The sequence below is a fragment of the Bradyrhizobium sp. CCGE-LA001 genome (assembly GCF_000296215.2).
Taxonomy (GTDB): domain Bacteria; phylum Pseudomonadota; class Alphaproteobacteria; order Rhizobiales; family Xanthobacteraceae; genus Bradyrhizobium.
This window is the reverse complement of the sequence record NZ_CP013949.1, coordinates 5,917,253-5,937,473: the sequence shown is the minus strand read 5'-3', so window position 1 is coordinate 5,937,473 and position 20,221 is coordinate 5,917,253. Positions and strand designations below refer to the sequence as shown.

The following is a 20,221-nucleotide window of genomic DNA, read 5'->3' as shown; positions in this document are numbered from 1 at the left end:
GGGAGATGCGCCATGGCCCGCATTGACCTCGTCGATCTCGCTCATTCCTACGGCGGCAACGATGCGCCGCAGGAAAGCTTCGCGCTCAAGCCCGTCACCATGACCTGGCGCCAGGGCGGCGCCTATGCGCTGCTCGGCCCAAGCGGTTGCGGCAAGACCACGCTCTTGAACGTGATCTCCGGCATCATCACCCCGTCACGCGGGAAAATCCTGTTCGACGGCAAGGACATCACACCGCTGTCAACCCAGAAGCGCAACATCGCCCAGGTGTTCCAGTTTCCGGTGATCTATGACACCATGACGGTGGGGGAGAACCTGGCGTTTCCGCTGAAGAACCGCGGCGTGCCGAAGGCCGAGATCGACAAGCGCGTGGCCGAGATCGGCCGGCTGCTCGATCTCGAACCTTATTTGAACCGCAAGGCGACACGGCTCACGGCGGACGCCAAGCAGAAGATTTCGCTCGGCCGCGGCCTCGTCCGCTCCGACGTCGCCGCCGTGTTGTTCGACGAGCCGCTGACGGTGATCGATCCCGAGCTCAAATGGCAGCTCCGCTCCAAGCTGAAGGCGCTGCATCGCGAGCTCGACCTCACGATGATCTACGTCACCCACGACCAGACCGAGGCGCTGACGTTTGCCGACACGGTGGTGGTGATGCATGACGGTCGGGTGGTGCAGAGCGGCACGCCGGCCGAGCTGTTCGACAAGCCGGCGCACACCTTCGTCGGCTATTTCATCGGTTCGCCGGGCATGAACATCCTGCCGGCGGAGGTGAGGGGACGCGAGGCCAGGATCGACGGTCACGTCATCGCGCTCAACCGCGCCTACGACAATCTGCCTGCGGGCGCGAAGATCGAGATCGGCGTGCGTCCCGAATTCGTCGAGGCCGTCGCGCCTGCGCCGGGTCTGCTCACGGCGAAAATCGAGCGCATCGACGATCTCGGCCGCATCCGTTTCGCGCGGACGCGCCTGGGCGACGCCAAGCTCGCGGCGCGGGCTCCCGGCGGCTTCACCAGCGCGGACGGCACGGCCGGGCTGAAATTCGATCCGTCGCACGTCCACGTCTATGCCGACAGCCTTCTGGTGGAGGGAGCTGCCTGATGGACAAGACCGTCAACCAAAAAGCCTGGTTCCTGGTGCTGCCGGTGTTCCTGGTCGTCGCCTTCTCGGCGGTGCTGCCGCTGATGACGGTGGTGAACTATTCGATGCAGGACACCTTCGGCAACAACCAGTTCTTCTGGAACGGCGTCGGCTGGTTCAAGGAGTTGCTGGATCCCTCGACCGACCTCGGCAGCCGCTTCCTTGCTTCGCTCGGGCGCAACCTGTTCTTCTCGCTGGTGATCCTCGCCATCGAGGTGCCGCTCGGCATCGTGGTCGCATTGTCGATGCCGCGCCAGGGCTGGACGGTGGCGGCCTGCCTCGTGATCCTCGCGCTGCCGCTGCTGATTCCGTGGAACGTGGTCGGCACGATCTGGCAGATCTTCGGCCGGCCCGACATCGGCCTGCTCGGCTATGCCCTCAACGCCATGGGTTTCGATTACAATTACGTCTCCAACGACGTCGACGCCTGGGTCACCGTCATCGTGATGGATGTCTGGCACTGGACCAGCCTCGTCGCTCTCTTGTGCTATGCCGGCCTGAAGTCGATCCCCGAAGCATACTATCAGGCCGCCCAGATCGACGGCGCCTCGCGCTGGGCCGTGTTCAAGGCGATCCAGCTGCCGAAGATGAACCGCGTGCTCCTGATCGCGGTGCTGCTGCGCTTCATGGACAGCTTCATGATCTACACCGAGCCGTTCGTCGTCACCGGCGGTGGGCCGGGCAATTCCACGACCTTCGTGTCGATCGAGCTGGTCAAGATCGCGCTCGGGCAGTTCGACCTCGGCAAGGCCGCGGCGCTGTCGCTGGTCTACAATCTGATCATCCTGATCGTCTGCTGGATCTTCTACACCGTCATGACCAATGCCGGCGTCGAACGGAAAGCTCAGACGGACAGCGAGCCGGCGGTGGAGCCCAAGCCTGCGGTCGCGCTCAAGCCCGTGCCCGCGCTCAAGCCAAAGGAAGGAGTGGCCTGATGCATTCGATTCCCGGCCGCCGCCTCATCATGGGGCTGTTCCTCGTCTTCCTGCTGCTGCCGATCTACTGGCTCGTCAACATGAGCTTCAAGACCAACGCCGAGATCGTCTCGACGATGACGCTGTGGCCGCACACGCCGACGCTGCAGCACTACAAACGCATCTTCACCGACGAGAGCTGGTATTCCGGCTACATCAACTCGCTGGAATACGTCGTCCTCAACACCATCATCTCGATCTCGGTGGCGCTGCCGGCTGCCTATGCCTTCTCGCGCTACCGCTTCCTCGGCGACAAGCATCTGTTCTTCTGGCTGCTGTCGAACCGCATGGCGCCGGCCGCGGTCTATGCGCTGCCGTTCTTCAACCTCTATTCGGCGATCGGCCTGTTCGATACGCCCTGGGCGGTCGCGCTGGCGCACTGCATCTTTCAACGTGCCGCTCGCGGTGTGGATCCTCGAAGCTTCGTCTCGGGCGTGCCGCGCGAGAATCGACGAGACCGCCTTCCTCGACGGCTATTCCTTCCCTCGCTTCTTCATCAAGATCCTGGTGCCGCTGATCGCGAGCGGCATCGGCGTTGCCGCCTTCTTCTGCTTTCATGTTCTCCTGGGTCGAGCTCCTGCTCGCGCGCACGCTGACCTCGGTCTCGGCCAAGCCCATCGCGGCGATCATGACACGCACGGTGTCGGCCGCCGGCATGGATTGGGGCCTCTTGGCAGCCGCTGGCGTGCTCACCATCATTCCGGGCGCGCTCGTGATCTGGTTCGTCCGCAATTACATCGCGAGCGGCTTTGCGCTCGGCCGGGTCTAGGAGGTTTTCATGGAATCCATCGCATGGATGGCCTGGACGCTGCCGACGGCGATCTTCTTCGCCGCGATCGCCGGCACGCTCGCCGTGATGACGTGGCTTGCGGCGGTCTATCCGGAGGCCGAGCGCGTCGGTGTGCTTCGCATTCCGACCACGCGCGGCGATCGCTGTTCATCTCGCTGATCACGGCGGCGGTGATCCACCTGCTGTGGATCGGCCTGTTCGGCACCGATGCGATCGCAACGCTGCCGATCGGCGAGGAGGGGCTCGAGATCTCGCGCCTGTGGCTCGCAAGTGGAATTTCGCTGGTGGCGGCCGTGCTCATTTTCCGCACGGTCTGAAGCTCGCGAAGGGACGGCCAGATCCGGAAGCAATCCGGGTCTGTATAAAAGTTTGTCGCTGCAACGGAGGAAACCATGCGACAGTTTAGGAGAAGGAAAGGTCCATTGACCAAGAATAGTTTTCTGACCATGTCCAGCGCCGCTGCGATCGTTGCAGTGTCGCTCGCTCTCTCGGCGCCGGTTCGCGCGCGGACGAAGCGTGATCCAGAAGTGGATCGCGGAATTCACCCCCTCGACGCTGTCGAAGGACGACCAGAAGAAGGAGCTGGAGTGGTTCGCCAAGGCCGCCGAACCCTTCAAGGGCATGGAGATCAACGTCGTCTCCGAGACGATCACGACTCACGAATACGAGGCGCAGACGCTCGCCAAGGCATTCTCCGAGCTCACGGGCATCAAGCTCAAGCACGACCTCATCCAGGAAGGTGACGTCGTCGAGAAGCTGCAGACCCAGATGCAGTCGGGCAAGAACGTCTACGACGGCTGGATCAACGATTCCGACCTGATCGGCACGCATTTCCGCTACGGCCAGACCATCGCGCTGTCGGACTTCATGACCGGTGAGGGCAAGGACGTCACCAACCCCATGCTCGACGTCAACGACTTCATCGGCAAGTCGTTCGGCACCGGGCCGGATGGCAAGCTCTATCAGCTGCCCGACCAGCAGTTCGCGAACCTCTATTGGTTCCGCTACGACTGGTTCACCAATGCCGACTACAAGGCCAAGTTCAAGGCCAAGTACGGCTACGAGCTCGGCGTGCCCCGTGAACTGGTCCGCCTATGAGGACATCGCCGAGTTCTTCACCAACGACATCAAGGAGATCAACGGCGTCAAGGTCTACGGCCATATGGACTATGGCAAGAAGGACCCGTCGCTCGGATGGCGTTTCACCGACGCCTGGCTGTCGATGGCCGGCAACGGTGACAAGGGCATTCCGAACGGTCTGCCGGTCGACGAATGGGGCATCCGCATGGAAGGCTGCCGCCCGGTCGGCTCTTCGGTGGAGCGTGGTGGCGACACCAACGGTCCGGCCGCAGTCTACTCGATCACGAAATATCTCGAGTGGATGAAGAAGTATGCGCCGCCGCAGGCGCAGGGCATGACGTTCTCCGAGTCCGGCCCCGTGCCGGCGCAGGGCAACATCGCCCAGCAGATGTTCTGGTACACCGCCTTCACCGCCGACATGGTGAAGCCGGGCATCGCCGTGATGAACGCCGACGGCACGCCGAAATGGCGCATGGCTCCGTCGCCGCACGGCTCGTACTGGAAGGAAGGCATGAAGCTCGGCTATCAGGACGCGGGCTCGCTCACGCTCCTGAAGTCCACTCCGCCGGATCGTCGCAAGGCTGCCTGGCTCTATCTTCAGTTCATCGTCTCAAAGTCGGTGTCGCTGAAGAAGAGCCACGTCGGTCTTACCTTCGTGCGTGAATCCGACATCTGGGACAAGTCGTTCACGGAACGTGCGCCGAAGCTCGGCGGTCTCGTCGAGTTCTACCGCTCGCCCGCCCGCGTGCAGTGGACCCCGACCGGCAACAACGTGCCCGACTATCCGAAGCTCGCCCAGCTCTGGTGGCAGAACATCGGCGATGCGTCGTCCGGTGCGAAGACGCCGCAGCAGGCGATGGACGCGCTGGCCGCCGCTCAGGACTCCGTCATGGAGCGCCTGGAGAAGTCCGGCGTGCAGGGCGCCTGCGGCCCCAAGCTGCACAAGAAGGAATCGGCCGAATACTGGTTCGCCAAGGCCCAGAAGGACGGCACGATTGCTCCGCAGCGCAAGCTCGCCAACGAGAAGCCGAAGGGCGAGACCGTCGACTACGACACCCTGATCAAGTCGTGGCCGGCCACGCCGCCCAAGCGCGCGGAAGCGAAGTGACGTCGTGAGACGTCATGGCCGGGCTCGACCCGGCCATCCATCAAGATGCGAAAGGCCGGGAGCGATCCCGGCCTTTTTTCTCCTGGTGAGTTGAGGCGCGCTGCCTCCGCGCCGTCATTGCGAGCCAACGGGTCCGTGCGAAGCGCGGCCCGATGACAGGCTCAGCCAAGCAATCCAGAGTCTCTCCGCGGAAGTAGGCTGGATTGCTTCGTCGCAAGAGCTCCTCGCAATGACGGAGGATAAAGCGACGGCGTCGCTTACTCCGCCGGCTCAGCCGCGAGCGTTGGATAGTCGGTATACCCCTTCGCGCTGCCGCCGTAGAACGTGGTCTTGTCCCAATCGTTCAGCGGTGCGCCCTGCTTCAGCCGCTCGACGAGGTCGGGGTTAGAGATGAAGGGCTTGCCGAAGGCGATGAGATCGGCCGCGTTGGCGTCCAGCACCTTGCTGGCGAGATCGAAATCGTAGCCGTTGTTGGCGACGTAGGCGCCGCCGAAGCGCTTGCGCAGGGACGCATAGTCGAACGGGGCGATGTCGCGCGGGCCACCGGTGGCGCCTTCGACGACGTGGAGATAGGCGAGCTTGAGCGCGCTAAGGCCGTCGACGATGTGATCGTACAGCGCCTGCGGGTTGGAATCCGAGATGTCGTTGGCTGGCGTCACGGGCGAGATGCGGATGCCGGTGCGGTCGGCGCCGGCCTCGGCGACGACGGTCTTGGAGACCTCGAGCATCAGCCGTGCGCGGTTTTCGATCGAGCCGCCATAGGCGTCCGTGCGCTTGTTGGCGCCGTCCTTGGCGAACTGCTCGAGCAGATAGCCGTTGGCACCATGAATCTCGACACCGTCGAAGCCGGCTTCGAGCGCATTCTTCGTCGCACGCTTGAAGTCGTCGATGATATCAGGGATTTCGGAGAGCTCGAGCGCGCGCGGCTCGGAGACGTCGGCGAAGCCGCCGTTCACGAAGGTCTTGCCCTTGGCGCGGATCGCGCTCGGCGCCACGGGGGCTGCGCCATTGGCCTGGAGGTCGACATGGGAGATGCGGCCGACATGCCAGAGCTGGATGAAGATCTTGCCACCGCGCTCATGGACGCGATCGGTGACCTTGCGCCAGCCTGCGACCTGGTCCTTTGAATAGATGCCGGGCGTGTCCTGATAGCCCTGGCCCTGCTGCGAGACCTGGCTCGCTTCGGTGATCAGAAGTCCTGCGGAAGCGCGCTGGCCGTAATAGTCCGCCGCGAGCGCACCGGGCACGAACGTGCCGGGCACGGCGCGGTTGCGCGTCAGCGGCGCCATGACGAGGCGATTGGCCAGCGTGATCGGGCCGAGCTTGTAGGTCTCAAACAGTTTGGTCGGACGGCTCATGGGGGATGCTTCCAGGCAATGAGAGGTCACGAACACTTGTGCATCGTGACATCAGGTGCAAGGGCAGAGCCATACTCAAAGCGCAGGCGAGCTACGCGGCGAGGCCGCGCAGCATGATTCATGTGTAATTCCGGCCACGGCAGCAGAATTCCACTGCGCGGCCGTACGATTCGAGATGTCAATTCGCGCCCATGAAGTCCCGCTTGCCGATCTCGACGCCGTTGTGGCGTAAAATGCCGTGGGCGGTGGCGGCGTGGAAATAGAAGTTCGGCAGCGAGAACGCGCTCAGGAATTGCTGGCCCTTCAGGGTGATGGATTTGTCGGGGCCGGCCGGGAAGGTGACGTCCTTGCTCTCGGCGCCTTCGAACTGCTCGGGCTTGAACGACTTCACGTAGTCGATGGTCTTCGCCAGCCGCAGCTTCAATTCGGCGAAGCTGGTCTCGGTGTCGGGGGTGGAGGGCACCTCGCTGTGCGTCAGACGGGCACAGCCTTTGGCGGCGAAATCGCTGACGAGCTGGACCTGCCTCGACAGCGGCAGCATGTCCGGGAAGAGGCGGGAGCCGAGCAGGACGCTCGGGTCGATCTTCCTGGCCGCGCAATGCGCCTCGGCTTTGGTGAGCAGGCCGGTGAGGCTGTTCAGCATTTGCAGATAGGCGGGGACGACCGCGTCGTAGAAGGACATGTGATGCTCGCTTGTGAATGGGAAATCTCAGGAGAAAACCTGAGCCACTCACATGGGAGGCTCATGGAAAAATACAATCGCGGAAAGCAACTTGTGCGATGCGAAAATTCTACCGGACCGTGGCCGCCGGCTGCACCTGGGCCGTGCTGCCCCGCATGCGCGCGAGCAGCTCCGCGGTCGGCCAGGAATCCGCCGGCAGGCCGTACTTGATCTGCATCGCCTTCACTGCCGTGCGGCTCAATTGTCCCATCACGCCATCGACCTTGCCGACATTGAAGCCGGCGCGGACGAGATGCTGCTGCAACTCCTTCAGTTCGTTGAGCGGCAGTTGCACAACCGGCACGGCGGGCTGCCGCATCGGCGCGGCGCCGGCGATGCGGCTGGCGAGATAGGCTGCGGTGGTCGAATAGATCAGCGAGTTGTTCCACTCGGTGTACGCCGCGAAATTGGCATAGGCGAGAAATGCTGGCCCGGTGCGACCCATCGGCAACAACAGAGAGGCGGGCAGTTCGTCATTCGGCAGCGGCCGGCCATCGGGATAGATGACGCCGAGTTGCGCGAATTTCGCGCGCGGCAGCTTGATCGTCAGGTCGGCCTGGTCCCACGGAAAGTTCGTGGGCGCGCGCACTTCCTGCAGCCATGGCTCGCCACGCCGCCACTTCAGTCCGGTAGCGATGTAGTTCGCGGTCGAGCCGATCACGTCGGGCGCGCTGCGCAACAGGTCGCGATGGCCGTCGCCATCATAGTCCACCGCATAGTTGAAGTAATGCGTGGGCAAAAACTGCGTCTGCCCGAGCTCGCCCGCCCAGGAGCCGATCATCTCGGATGGTGAGAGATCGCCGCGGTCGATGATCTTGAGCGCCGCGATGGTTTCCTTCTGAAACATCTCGGAGCGGCGGCAGTCATAGGCCAACGACACCAACGACGGCAGCGTATGCAGCTTGCCGAGCTCGGCGCCAAAGCTGCTCTCCAGTCCCCAGAACGCGGCGATGACCGCCGGCGGCACGCCATATTCCTTCTCGGCGCGGGCGAACGCCGCCGCATGCATCTTGATGCGTGCCTGAGCGTTCCTGGCCGCTCCCTCCGACGCCCGGTTGCGCGAGAATTCGGTGAACACTTGGCCGAACACGCGCTGGCCACGGTCGCGGTTGACGATGCTCTGGTCGTAGGTGAGGTATGGCGCAGCTTCGGCGAGCGCACGCTGCGACACACCCTCGGCGACGGCCTGCTGCTTCACGTCGGCCAGGAAACGCTCGAAGCTCGCGCCGTTGTGGCACGAAGCGGCCCGCGACGAGGGGGGTGTCGCTTTGGTCGCTGCGGGCCTTGCGGGGGGCGGAAGCATCTGGGCGGTGGCGGTGGCAGAGCACGCGAGAAGCGCGGCGGCAGCGATCAGAAATCGGTTCTGGACCATGGGGTTCCGGCAAGGAGGCAGGCGGTGGATTCGCCCGAAGTTTAGGTGAAGTGACCGCCTCAGGCCACCCCACCCTGCGGTTACCGATGATCTGGTCTGGTGGACGATAGGTCGCCCGCCTTGGCGCGTAGGGCATGTATTCAAGAATCAAGTTCTTGGCTCGGCTGGATCAAACCCGCCGAATTTGGGTTGACCTGTCGAAACCGCCACTGAAAGGCTCGTCCCTATGGCCGAGTTGGCCCCGGCGTCGCCGCAACGAACACCGGCCGTGCGAGCTGCGTCCTCGCCCATGCTCACGGCCGGCGGCATCGTCCTGGCCATCGGAGCCCTCTATCTCGGCCGGGAAATCTTCGTTCCTTTTGCTCTTGCGATCCTGCTGAGCTTCATTCTCACGCCCTTGGTCAATTGGCTAAGGCGATCGAAGGTGCCCCGCATTGCAGCGGTACTGATCGCCGTTTCCATTGCTTTTGTCGTCGTCGCCGGGATCGCCTTGGTCGTTGGGCGCCAACTGGTCCAGCTCGCCAGCAACCTTCCCAATTATCAGACCACCATCACGGAGAAGATCCGCTCCTTGCAGAGCTCTGCGCCTGGCGGCGGGGTCGTCGACGCCGTCACCACGACGATGCAGGATCTCGGCAGAGAGATCTCGGGAGACGAGAAAAAGCCGGGGAGCACGCCGTCCCGGCTTGGCGCCGGCGGTGAGAGTCGGGAGCCCGTTACCGTACGGATGGAGCCACCACAGCCGAGACCGCTGGAGCTCATTCGCTCTGTCATAGGGCCTTTGCTGGCGCCGCTGGCGACCTCCGGGCTGGTTGTCATCTTCGTGATCTTCGTGCTGCTCGAGCGCGAGGACCTGCGCGATCGATTCATTAAATTGGCAGGAGCCGGCGACCTCCAGAAGAGCACTCAGGCCATCAACGATGCTGCGTCCCGGGTCAGTCGCTATCTGCTGATGCAGCTCGTTGTCAATTTGACTTACGGCGTGCCGATCGGTGTTGCACTCTATTTTGTTGGCGTCCCCAACGCGATTCTTTGGGGCCTGCTCGCAGCGGTACTCCGGTTCATTCCCTATCTCGGTCCTTTTATCGCGGCGATATTTCCTGCTGCCCTGGCCATCGCCGTCGATCCGGGCTGGACGATGCTGTTCTGGGTCGTCGGTCTGTTCCTCACCGCTGAACTCGTCAGTAACAATGTCATCGAGCCTTGGCTCTACGGGTCCAGCACCGGGCTGTCATCTCTTGCGATCATCATCGCCGCGATCTTCTGGACGATGCTGTGGGGGCCCGTCGGGCTGTTTCTGGCGACACCTTTGACCGTCTGCCTCGTCGTCATTGGGCGCTACGTCCCGCAGTTGGAGTTCTTGGGCATACTTCTCGGCAGCGACCCTGTGCTTGCGCCGGAGGAGCAACTCTACCAGCGCCTATTGGCCGGCAATCTGGAGGAGGCGGTTGAGTTCGCCGAGAACTATGTCGACGAGTGTTCCTCGCGTGAGCTGTACGATAACGTCGGAATTCCGGCGCTGCGCTTGGCGGAGAACGATCGTCAGCGCAGCAGCATCGATACCAACTACCGTCGTCTGGTCGCGGATACCGCTATCTCGGTTGTGCGGGAGGTTGACGACCATATCCGCGAGAAAGCGTCTGCAGTGTCAGAGGACAGTCACTCGGCGCAGCGACCATGCGTCCTCTGTCTCGCAGGACGCACGGAGCTCGATCATGCGGCGGCGGAGATGCTCGCGCAGGTGCTCGAGGAGCACAGCATCGGTGCCAAGGTCCTGCCGCCGATCGTGGTCAGTCGGGGAGCATTGGAGCAGCTCGATCTCCAGGGGGTCGACGTGGTGTGCCTGTCCTACTTTCACCCGCAGCCGCAGGTCTATGCCCGCTATGTCTTTCGTCGCCTGCGCCGTCGGGCCCCCCAGGTGAAGCTGGCTGCCTGTTGCTGGAATTTGATCGCCGGAACGGAACAGACGGGAGAGCTCAAGACTCAGATGGCCGCCGACGCGGCTTTCGCCTCTCTCCAGGCTTGTGTCGAGCAGGTCGAAGCATGGGTCGGTCGCGCGGCAGCTCTGGGCGAGACGCCCCAGCTCACGGCCGACGCCGAACGTGCGCAGCTCGCAGCGTTGCGCGGCCTGGGCTTGGACGCCTCGAAACGCCAGGACCTTGAGGAGGCGTCCAGAAAGGTCGCGCAGGCGTTCAACGTTCCGATCGCGCTGGTGACATTGGTCGACAATATCCAGCCAACCGCCGCCGCTGACAGCCGCGCCCAAGACGTTCAAGCAGGTCTGCAGGGCAATCACGAGGGCTCCCTCGACGCGCATGTGATCGCTGCAGACGATATGCTGGTCTCGGAGGATATCAACGAGGACCCGCGCTTCGCCGATGATCCGCATGTCTTGGAGAGGGGCATTCGCTTCTATGCGGGAGTCCCGCTACGGACTTCATCCGGTCATGTCGTAGGCTGCCTTTGTGTCATCGACACTCAGCCGCGGGAGTTCACCGACCGAGATCGTGACCGCCTGCAGGAGATGGCGAACCAATTGATGGTCGATATCCAGAGCGATCGAGCGACCCCAGGCGGCGAGCAGGATCGCTCGAGAGAGGTGCATCCCGCCCCCTAGCGGAGAGCAAGCCGACCTTGCCGCCAAGCGTGCGTGGCGCTAGCCGAACAGCCGCATCAGCAGCGCCTTGCCGACCGGGAGCGCCCTGACACCGCGATAGGCGCGGACATACTCGCCGGCATAGAACGCCCGGATCGCATGGACGCGCGTGTCCATGCCCTCCTCGAAGCGCACGGCGAATCCATCCGCGGTCCGCCGCACCACGATGGCCGCGATCGAGCGGCCGTAGATCTGGCACGCGATGATGCTCCCAAGTGCCGGCGGATCAGGGTCGATCAGCCGCGCACCGGTGATGGAGATGTCGGCGAGCCGCGCGAGATGCGACCGGCCGTCCTGGCGCAGCAGCACAGGCTCGTTGCGATTGAAGCGCTCCGCCTTGCGCTTGCGCGGTTGCTCGATGCAGACGAAGCAAACCACGGTGAGGATGAACGCGTTGTAGAAGCTCCAGGCCAGCGCCAGTCCGCCATAGGCGATGTTCTCGCCGCGCTGGTGCAGGATGAAGGCGTAGGCGATGGATGCGAGCGTGATGAAAAGTGCACAGCCATAGATCCGCAGCAGCGGCCATTCGACAAATCGCCGGTCGCGATCGCCGCCTTTGGCCGTGACCTTGAACTTGTGCCCTTTCGGCCGCAACAGGCCGGCTGCCACCGCCTTGAGCACGGCGGGCGCGGCGATGAGTTGCGAAACATCCGTCATCATGGCGAGCGAGCGGCCGTGCGACAGCCAGGCCATGCTGAGGCTGTGCCAGACGTAGAACGGCAGGAAGAAGCGCAATAGTTCGGTGAGGTCCGCCTGCACCGCCTTGATGCCGAACAGCAGGAACAGCCAAGGCACCACAAGGCCCGCCACCTTCGAGGTGTAGACCGCCGACCAACTCATGAACGCGTCGACCAGCGAGAGCCGGTCGATAAAGGACAGCTTCGAGTCCCGCGAGAACGGTCCGCTGCGCCCGCGTACGATTTGCATGAAGCCGAGGCACCAGCGGGCGCGCTGGGTGATGTATTCTTTCAGCCCCTCGGGCGCGAGGCCGATCGTCAATCGCTCGTTGAGATAGATGGTGGTGAGGCCGTATTCCTTGAGGCGCAGCGTGACGAGATAGTCCTCCGTCACCGAATCGGTTGGAAAGCCGCCGATCTGCACCAGCCCGGAATAACGGATGAGGGAGGAGGTGCCGCAGCAGAACGCGACACCCCAGGCGTCCTTGGCCGGCAGCAGGACGTCGAAGAAGAAGCGCTGCTCGTCGGGCCAGACGTCGGTCGCGGCGAGGTTGGTCTGGATCGGGTCGGGATTGATGAAGTGCTGCGGCGTCTGGACCACGCCGACCGACGCATCGTCCATGAGCGAGACGGTGCGCGCAAGGAAATCGGGCCGTGGCACGAAGTCCGCATCGAGGATGGCGACGAATTGCGGCCGCTCCGGCAGCGTCCCGACGTGCTTGAGTGCGTGATTGATGTTGCCGGCCTTGGCGTGCTGGTTGTCGGGCCGCGTCAGATAGTTGCAGCCGAGTTCGCCTGACAGCCGCCGCAGCCAGGGCCGCCGTCCGTCGTCGAGCACCCAGACGCGGTAATGGCCGTAGTCCATGCCGGTGGCGCCGATGATCGTGCGCTCGAGGATCCCTCGTTCCTCGTTGTAGGTGCAGATGAAGACGTCGATCAGGGGTGCGCGTGGATCGGCGGCGCGGCGGTCGACCCTCGCGGCGCCGGTTCGGTCACGCGTCCGGCTCAGGAACAGCAGCGACAACGCAACCGCGACGAGCGAGGCCGCTTCCAGCAGCATGAAGGGATAGCCGATCGCTGCATCGATGGTCAGGCGCGGTGGCGGCAGCGTGGAGGTGACCCGCCAATGGAGATAACGCAGCAGCAAAGCCACCGACACGATGGCCAGGAACGAGCGTGCCATCGTGCTGTCGCGCCTCAGCAGCGGCACGATCGCCATGAAGGCGCCAAGCGCGATCAGGCCGGGCGCCAGCGCCGCCGTCACGGTGCGGTCTCGTGCCGCGCAAACACGACGCGGCCGGTGCGTCCGACTGTGCAGGCGCGGGCCGCGGCGTCACGCGAGGCCACGGTCACGCGATAGGGCTCCTTGCTCAGCGCGTCCGGGTTGATGGCGAGATTGGCCGGCGCGCCTGCAGCGCCAGTCAGATTGACCACGGTACCGGAGATCGGTTCGCCGCCGTCGTTCGGCTCGAAAGTCGCGCGGTCGCCGAGCTGCAGGCGATTGTAGACGCTCTCGGTGACATTGGCGGTGATGACGGCGCCGCTGCAATCGAGCACCTTGAGCAGGGGTTGGCCGGCCTGCACGTCCTCGCCGGGCGAGGTCATCATCTCCCAGACGCGGCCTGCGACGGGTGTCGTAATGTTGGCTTCGGTGAGATCCGCGAAGCGGACCTCCTCGACGATGATCTCGTTGGCGAGCCAGGCAATCTCCGTGTCGGTGCGCGCGAGATCGGCCTCGAGGTCGCCGGCGCGCTGGCGCATCTCTTCCTCGCGCTGCACGGAGCTTGGCCGGTCGTTGTAGCTGTCGCCGAGGAAGGATCCGTTCCGGGCCGCGGCGAGCTCGACCTTGGCCGCGTCCAGCCGCTTGCGCGCACCGAGCTCGGTCTGTTGCGACACCGAGAGTTCGCGCGTCAGCCGCGCCAGTTCGACGGTCGAGACGTTGCCGGATTTCGCCAGCGAGGACGCGCGTTCGACGGCGGCACTGGCCTCGTCCCGTCGCGCCGCCGCCGCCTCGATCGAGGTCTGGATCTCGGCGATGCGGGCCTCGAGCTGCAGCACGCGTCCGTCGCGGAATTGCGCGGCCTGCCGCGCCAGGTCCTTTTGCGCGGCCTGGGCCGAAGCGAGCTTCGCCGCAAGGCTCGGCCGCTCGTTCTCCAGGCGCGATTTCTGCCGCCGGAGATCGTCGAGCCGGGTGCGATCGCCGCGGGAGTTGAAGACGCGCAGAACGACGGTCCCGGCCTGGAGCCTGGCTTGGTCGGTGACGCGCTGCGCGGCCGCGACGCGGCCACCGATCGGCGTGCGCAAGGTGACGAGGCGGGAATTCAGCACGGCCTCAACGCTCGAATTTTCCCAGATCGCGCGCAGCGGCAGCCAGCCGAACACGGCGACGATGGCGAGCCCGATCGCGACCTTGGCGCCGCGCCGCAGATGCGGCCAGCGGCGCTCCGGTTCTTGCCCGCTCTGCGTCTTGGCAGCATGGCCGGACTCGTCATTGGCGAAGAGGTGCTCGTGCAGGGAGTCCTGCAAACCCTTCGCATCAGTTTTGGCGTCGTGAGGGGAGGGCGCAGACGAGGGGTCGACGGAAGCGGCGCTCGAGCGGTCTACCATGGCGGTCACCTTGCTGACAGGAGGCCAACGGAACCGGTCAATGCACAAGTCCAATGCAGCGTGCCCGGTTACCGCGAGTTATGCGGAGATTGCGCTTTCCAGGTTGCTAAGCCTCCGCGTGTGTTTTTGTGTAAATCTCGGTCAAGCTTTAGTGGCGGCGGAAAGGCTGGCTGCGCCGCTGGCCTCTGCGGCTCCACGACGCACGAACCTTGCAGCCGGCGGCCGCATTCATACTTCGAATGTGCCGGCCAGAGGTTCGCCCCCGGCCGCCCCAGGAGACGGCCATGAACTATTTTCGTACCGCAATGCTGCTCGCAGGCCTCACCGCCCTGTTCATGGGCGTGGGCTATCTGATCGGCGGTGCCTCGGGCGCCATGATCGCGCTCGTCATTGCCGCCGCGACCAACCTCTTCACCTACTGGAACTCCGACCGCATGGTGCTGTCGATGTACGGCGCCCATCAGGTCGACCGTGCCAGCGCGCCCGAGCTGGTCGGCCTCGTCGCCGAGCTTGCCGGCCGCGCAGGCCTGCCGATGCCGCGCGTGTTCGTGATGGACGAGATCCAGCCCAACGCGTTCGCGACCGGCCGCAACCCGCAGAACGCCGCGGTTGCCGTCACCACCGGGTTGATGAACCAGCTCAGCCGCGAGGAGCTTGCCGGCGTGATCGCGCACGAGCTCGCGCACATCAAGAATCACGACACGCTGCTGATGACGATCACCGCGACCATCGCCGGCGCCATCTCGATGCTGGCCCAGTTCGGCATGTTCTTCGGCGGCAATCGCGAGAACAACAATGGTCTCGGCATCGTCGGCTCGATCCTGATGATGATCCTCGCCCCGCTCGGCGCCATGCTGGTGCAGATGGCGATCAGCCGCACCCGCGAATATGCCGCCGACAATCTCGGCGCGCGCATCGCGGGACAGCCGATGTGGCTGGCTTCCGCGCTGGTGAAGATCGAGGGTGCCGCGCATCAGGTGCCGAACTACGAGGCCGAGCGGAATCCCGCGACCGCGCACATGTTCATCATCAATCCCCTGTCGGGCCACGGCGTGGACAATCTGTTCGCGACCCATCCCTCGACCCAGAACCGCATCGCCGCGCTCCAGCAGCTCGCGGCCGAGCTCGGCGCGCAAGCCGCGCCGTCGGTCGGCGCCAATGAGAACTATCCGCCGCGCAGCCCGTGGGGACGCTCCTCACGCGGCCCTTCGCGTGGTCCTTGGGGCTGATGCGGAACCGGCGGGAATAAGCGCCCCGGCTTTGTGACTTGGCGCACATTGGATCGCCGGAGGCGGTGTTAACACCTCGGCGAGACCATTTCTTCGAAAGGGGATGGGTGGCCGGCCCGGCGCCGGCCGCCGTCGAAGATGACCAGAGCCGTCGTGTCATTGCTGATCGTCCTGTGCGTCCTCATCGGGCTGTCCACGCACATGGTCGTCAATTGCGGCGACGAGGACGATCCCGACATCTGCTCGGCCGTGATCGGCTTCTCGCCGCTGCGCGGTTCGCTGATCGCCTTCGCCTATGAGGGGCGCGCGCGGATCGCCCTGCGCCGCGGTGACTTCAAACGTGCGATCGCCGATTTGGACGAGGCCATCCATCTCAATCCGAACCGCGGCACGCTCTATCGCGACCGGGCGCTGGCGCGCCGGCAGAACGGCGATCTGGAGCTTGCGGTTGCGGATTACGACGAGGCGATCGCGCATGATCCCAAGCGCGCCACGTCCTATCACCAGCGCGGGCTCGCGCTCGCCGCCATGGGCGATCTCGATCGCGCCATCCTGAGCTACAACACGGCGATCCGCCTCGATCCTTCGGATGCACAGGCCCGCCTCGACCGCGGCCTTGCATTCCTCGCCCGCGGCCAGACCGACGACGCCCGCGCCGATTTCGAGGCCGCGCTGACGCTGCCCCTGGCGAAGGACAGCCGCGCGCATGAGACCGCCCGCGCAAAACTCGCCGAGCTCACCAGCGGCGAGCCGACCCGGCTCGCCGCGCCGAGAAGGTGAGAGGGCTGTCTCCGCGAGTCCAGAATCGTAGGGTGGGCAAAGGCGCGTTTGCGCCGTGCCCACCATCCATCCAAACACTGCAACAGGAGTGGTGGGCACGCTGCGCTTTGCCCACTACGAAAGCTACTTCTTGGCTTTCGCCTTCTTCGCCTTGGCGGGCTTCTTCGCCGGCTTCTCGTCCTTTGCCTTTTTCTCCGGCTTGGTCGCGACCGGCGTGCTGGCGGCAAGGCGCATGGCGCGGGCGTAGCTGTCGGCGACGTTGTCGGCGGACATCTGCAGACGCTTGGCGGCCGCGGTGGCCTGCTCCAGCGTGGCCTTGGCCATCATCTTGAAGCGGTCGCTGGCTTCCTTGCCCTTGGCCTTGGCCGCAAGGCCATTGAAGCGATCCCGCCGCTCCTTCGCGCGGGTCATCAGGCCCGTATGCAGCTGTCTGGCCAGTTGCCGGATCACGACATCCAGGTCGGCGTCCGCCATGTTGTTCTATCCCCTTCGAAAACGGTATCGATGCGGGCGGGACTATGCAGATCGGGCCCCACCTTGGCAATTGCCGGCTGGGCGTCATCCGCAGCTTCCGGCCCGGCAAACAAAAAAGCCGCGCATGTTGCGCGGCTTTCTTTTGGTCTGGCGCAGCGGATGCGGCGCCTGCCTCACTTCAGCGAGGCGACGGGCCCGCTTGCCGGCGCCGGGTCGGGGTCGAAGCCGAACACGCCGACCAAATATTTGTAATAGTCCGGCATCTTCTCCTTCAGCGCCTCGCGCGACTTCGGATCGTGGAATTCGCTTTTCCCAGCCAGGAAGATGCTCGCGGTCACGGCAAAGAACTCCATGGGATTCTTCATCGCATAGGATTCCTTGGGCAGCAGCTCCTTGGATTTGGCTAGGGCAAAATAGCCGATCACGCCCTTGTTGGCGTACCCGTCCGGCAACAGCCGCGCGTGATAGGCGTGCAGGAGCTCGTGCAGCAGCACCGCCTCCTTCTCGTAGCGCATCATGTCCGGCCGCAGCATGATCACGCCGAGGCCCGAATCGACCGCGAGGTCGATGGCATTGGGATTGGTCCAGCGCTGCTTGTTCGGGTCCCAGACCGTCAGCGTCCGCGGTGCGCTGCGCTGGATGTCGGGCGTGACGCGGCCGTAGCACGCGGTCGCGGCGCCTTCGTCCAGGCAGGCGAGCTCGCTCGCGACGATCGGAACGGTGCGGAAGAAGCGCAGCACGCGCGGCGACAGGCCTGCGCTTTCGACGACGTCGATCTGGGCCTTCAGATTGTTGGTGAGCTTGTCGACATCCTTGCGCTCGGAATTCTCCGACAGGTCGAACATGTAGCCGCGATAGCTCTGGAAGCCCGCCGGCAGCGGCTGCGCGGCCTCCGTGGACGCATCGAGCGAGCCGGCAATGGATGGATTGGCGAAGAGCGCGCCGACGACGGTCGCTGTGAGCAGCAACGCAATGCGCATGATGAACCCCCTGATCTCACCTCGCCCGGCAGGATAGGCCACCGTCGTTTGCGAAACGTGAGTAGGGCAAGACTAAGGCACCGATATTGAGGCGTGCTTAATCCTCGCTTGCAGTCCGCAGCGGCGGATTAGTGCGGGGTTAACCAAGCGTGGATCGGCGGCGTACTTCGGCGTAACATTCGCCCCGGGCACCAGGCCCGAAAGTCCAGATAGCCGGAAGGGAGGATGCCATGTATGCCGCCATCCGTCAGGCCAAGGCGAAAAGCGGGAGCGCGGAAGAGCTGGCGCGCCGCATCAAGGACGGCGCCGTTCCGATCATCAGCGATGTCGACGGTTTCCGCGCCTACTACGTCGTCTATGCCGGCGATGACACCGTGACTGCGATCTCGATCTTCGACAAGTTCGAGCAGGCGGAGGAGGCGAACCGGCGCGCGATCGCCTGGATCGAGAAGGAGCTCGCGCCGCTGCTCGCCGGGCATGCGAGTGCGGCGGCCGGGCCGGTGATCGTGCATACGCTGGCGTAGGCGTTGGACGGGCCGCTCAAGCCGCACTCTCAACTGTCATCGCCCGCGAAGGCGGGCGATCCAGTACTCCGCGGCGGTTGTGATAGAGCCGAGACGCCGCGGCGTACTGGATGCCCCGCTTTCGCAGGACATGACAGCAGAGTGCGTGGCGGGCACCTTCGCTAAACGGCGGAGCAGGCGCCCCACAACTCCGCCTCACAACTCCCGCGCATTCGAGAATGCGAAGCTCGACACCCGCCGTGTCGTCTCGTCCAGGATCAGCGTGCGCGTGATCGGCGGCTCGGCGCGCTGGGCGCAGTTTTCGCGCTCGCAGAGCCGGCAGTTGACGCCGATCGGCGTGCCCTCGGTCTTCTCGAGGTCGATGCCTGCGGCGTAGGTCAGGCGCGCGGCATGACGGATCTCGCAGCCGAGACCGATGGCAAAGCGCGGCTGCGGCAGCGGATGCGGCGCGATGGGACGGCGCACCATCTGTGCGATCGAGAAATAGCGCGTGCCGTCCGGCAATTCGATCACCTGCTTGAGCAGGCGGTCCGGCGTGTCGAAGGTCGAATGCACGTTCCACAAGGGGCAGGTGCCGCCGAATTTCGAGAACGGGAAGGTGCCGGAGGAGAAACGCTTGGAGACGTTGCCGGCATTGTCGACGCGCAGGAGGAAGAACGGGATGCCGCGTGCGTTCGGCCTTTGCAGGGTGGTGAGGCGATGGCAGACCTGCTCGAAGCCCGAATTGAAGCGCTGCGCCAGCACGTGGATATCGTAGTTCAGCGCTTCGGCTGCGGCGAGGAAGGCCGGATAAGGCATCATCACGGCGGCCGCAAAGTAATTCCCGAGCGTGATGCGGAACAGCCGGCGCGGCGCATCGTCCAGCGGTCCGGCGCGCCCGATAATGGTCTCCAGGGCTTGCGCGCATTCGCCGAGGCCGAGCTGGAAGGCGAGCTGGAACGCGCGGCCGGGCGGGTCGACCAGCTCCGAGATCAGGAGCTGGCGGCGGTGGCGGTCGAAGCGGCGGAGCGTCTCGCGCATCACGTCGACGGGCATGATGCGGGTCTGGATCGAATGCTTTTCGCGCAAGCGTGCGGCAAGCGCTGCATAGAGCCCCTCGGCGGGCACGTTCAGCTCGTCGCGCAGATTTTCCGCGGCCTGCTCCAGCTCCGGGAAATAGTTGCGGTTGGCCTCGATCAGCTCGCGCACGCGCTCGACCGGATTGGCCTCATAACGCGTGCCGACGTCGCGGTCGGCCATCTGCGCCGCTGCCAGCGTCTCGCCCTGCCGCGCCTCGGTATAGGCGGCATAGAGCCGTTGCAGCGCATGGGTGACGCCGGGGCAGAGCTCGGCGAGATCGCGCAGTTCCTGTTTGGGAACGTCGATCTGGCGGAACAGGGGATCGGAGAAGATCTCGTTCAGCTCGGCGAAGAAGCGGTCTTCGTCGGCGGTGGCGAGGTCGCGCAGGTCGAGGTCGTAGGTCTCGGCTAGCCGCAGCAGGATCTGCGCCGTCACCGGGCGCTGGTTGCGCTCGATCAGGTTGACGTAACTGGGCGAGATCGACAGCCCCTCCGCGATCTGGGTCTGCGAGAGCCCCAATTGCTGCCGGATCCTCCGGAAGCGCGGGCCGACGAAGAGTTTCTTCCCGGACTCGGCGGCCATGACTCACATCTCCATCAAGGACAGTCTTGCTGACCTATACTTTACAAGATTCACAAAATAACATCTATTACATGTTCTGATGTTACATGACATCACCAATAAATAACAAGGCG

14 protein-coding genes and 3 pseudogenes are annotated in these 20,221 nt (G+C 64.5%); 9 read left to right on the top strand and 8 right to left on the bottom strand.

Going from position 1 to position 20,221, the window contains the following annotated elements; translation table 11 throughout:
* The first annotated feature begins 12 nt into the window (after positions 1-12).
* The 5 genes and pseudogenes from BCCGELA001_RS27780 to BCCGELA001_RS27760 all read left to right on the top strand — a co-directional run bounded on the left by BCCGELA001_RS27780 (position 13) and on the right by BCCGELA001_RS27760 (position 5,089).
* Positions 13-1,098 carry an ABC transporter ATP-binding protein gene (locus BCCGELA001_RS27780; protein ID WP_060736777.1) on the top strand — a complete coding sequence of 362 codons (1,086 nt, stop codon included), beginning with the start codon at positions 13-15 and terminating at the stop codon, positions 1,096-1,098.
* Entirely contained in the window at positions 1,098-2,072 is a 975-nt protein-coding gene (locus BCCGELA001_RS27775) for a carbohydrate ABC transporter permease (protein WP_060736776.1), read from the top strand. Before BCCGELA001_RS27780 ends, BCCGELA001_RS27775 begins: the two co-directional genes overlap by 1 nt.
* Positions 2,072-2,880, top strand: a pseudogene (locus BCCGELA001_RS27770) (carbohydrate ABC transporter permease). The gene BCCGELA001_RS27775 and the pseudogene BCCGELA001_RS27770 overlap by 1 nt, the downstream one beginning before the upstream one ends.
* A 9-nt stretch (positions 2,881-2,889) precedes the next feature.
* A pseudogene (locus BCCGELA001_RS27765) lies at positions 2,890-3,218 on the top strand (DUF2160 domain-containing protein).
* A 129-nt stretch (positions 3,219-3,347) separates the two neighbouring features.
* Positions 3,348-5,089: pseudogene (locus BCCGELA001_RS27760) on the top strand (ABC transporter substrate-binding protein).
* Positions 5,090-5,346: 257 nt separating this feature from the next.
* On the opposite strand, the gene BCCGELA001_RS27755 reads toward BCCGELA001_RS27760, so the two are convergent.
* The 3 genes from BCCGELA001_RS27755 to BCCGELA001_RS27745 form a co-directional block, all read right to left on the bottom strand.
* Positions 5,347-6,447: an alkene reductase gene (locus tag BCCGELA001_RS27755; protein WP_060736775.1), complete on the bottom strand. Its 1,101-nt coding sequence runs from the start codon at positions 6,445-6,447 to the stop codon at positions 5,347-5,349.
* A gap of 178 nt (positions 6,448-6,625) precedes the next feature.
* On the bottom strand, positions 6,626-7,129 hold the full coding sequence (locus BCCGELA001_RS27750; protein ID WP_008561000.1) for a DUF1993 domain-containing protein: 504 nt from the start codon (positions 7,127-7,129) through the stop codon (positions 6,626-6,628).
* A gap of 109 nt (positions 7,130-7,238) precedes the next feature.
* A complete protein-coding gene (locus BCCGELA001_RS27745) occupies positions 7,239-8,540 on the bottom strand; it encodes a lytic murein transglycosylase (protein WP_008560998.1) in 1,302 nt (433 codons plus the stop codon).
* 226 nt (positions 8,541-8,766) lie between these two features.
* On the opposite strand from BCCGELA001_RS27745, the gene BCCGELA001_RS27740 reads away from it, so the two are divergent.
* Positions 8,767-11,157 carry an AI-2E family transporter gene (locus BCCGELA001_RS27740; RefSeq protein WP_083543402.1) on the top strand — a complete coding sequence of 797 codons (2,391 nt, stop codon included), beginning with the start codon at positions 8,767-8,769 and terminating at the stop codon, positions 11,155-11,157.
* Positions 11,158-11,196: 39 nt separating this feature from the next.
* Here BCCGELA001_RS27740 and BCCGELA001_RS27735 read toward each other — a convergent pair whose 3' ends face one another.
* Both BCCGELA001_RS27735 and BCCGELA001_RS27730 read right to left on the bottom strand, forming a co-directional pair.
* Positions 11,197-13,137, bottom strand: coding sequence for a glycosyltransferase (locus BCCGELA001_RS27735; protein ID WP_060736774.1), 1,941 nt, complete (start codon positions 13,135-13,137; stop codon positions 11,197-11,199).
* Entirely contained in the window at positions 13,134-14,480 is a 1,347-nt protein-coding gene (locus tag BCCGELA001_RS27730; protein WP_060737877.1) for an HlyD family secretion protein, read from the bottom strand. The genes BCCGELA001_RS27735 and BCCGELA001_RS27730 overlap by 4 nt, the downstream gene beginning before the upstream one ends.
* A gap of 284 nt (positions 14,481-14,764) precedes the next feature.
* Between BCCGELA001_RS27730 and htpX the strand changes: the two genes are divergently transcribed.
* Both htpX and BCCGELA001_RS27720 read left to right on the top strand, forming a co-directional pair.
* Positions 14,765-15,709 (top strand): zinc metalloprotease HtpX, encoded by a 945-nt coding sequence (htpX, locus tag BCCGELA001_RS27725; RefSeq protein ID WP_060736773.1) that lies wholly within the window; start codon positions 14,765-14,767, stop codon positions 15,707-15,709.
* Positions 15,710-15,847: 138 nt separating this feature from the next.
* The gene (locus BCCGELA001_RS27720; RefSeq protein ID WP_144441500.1) at positions 15,848-16,489 is read left to right on the top strand and encodes a tetratricopeptide repeat protein; all 642 of its coding nucleotides are present in this window, start codon (positions 15,848-15,850) and stop codon (positions 16,487-16,489) included.
* Positions 16,490-16,612: 123 nt separating this feature from the next.
* Here the strand turns inward: BCCGELA001_RS27720 and BCCGELA001_RS27715 are convergent, their stop codons facing one another.
* Both BCCGELA001_RS27715 and BCCGELA001_RS27710 read right to left on the bottom strand, forming a co-directional pair.
* On the bottom strand, positions 16,613-16,963 hold the full coding sequence (locus tag BCCGELA001_RS27715; protein ID WP_008560975.1) for a hypothetical protein: 351 nt from the start codon (positions 16,961-16,963) through the stop codon (positions 16,613-16,615).
* Between the two features lie 173 nt (positions 16,964-17,136).
* On the bottom strand, positions 17,137-17,943 hold the full coding sequence (locus BCCGELA001_RS27710; RefSeq protein ID WP_060736772.1) for a hypothetical protein: 807 nt from the start codon (positions 17,941-17,943) through the stop codon (positions 17,137-17,139).
* Positions 17,944-18,173: 230 nt separating this feature from the next.
* Here BCCGELA001_RS27710 and BCCGELA001_RS27705 point away from each other — a divergent pair, with 230 nt between their 5' ends.
* Positions 18,174-18,467 (top strand): antibiotic biosynthesis monooxygenase, encoded by a 294-nt coding sequence (locus BCCGELA001_RS27705; protein ID WP_008560970.1) that lies wholly within the window; start codon positions 18,174-18,176, stop codon positions 18,465-18,467.
* A gap of 195 nt (positions 18,468-18,662) precedes the next feature.
* On the opposite strand, the gene BCCGELA001_RS27700 is transcribed toward BCCGELA001_RS27705, so the two are convergent.
* Complete coding sequence (locus tag BCCGELA001_RS27700) at positions 18,663-20,108, bottom strand: helix-turn-helix domain-containing protein (protein ID WP_008560968.1); 1,446 nt, start codon at positions 20,106-20,108, stop codon at positions 18,663-18,665.
* Positions 20,109-20,221: the final 113 nt, after the last annotated feature.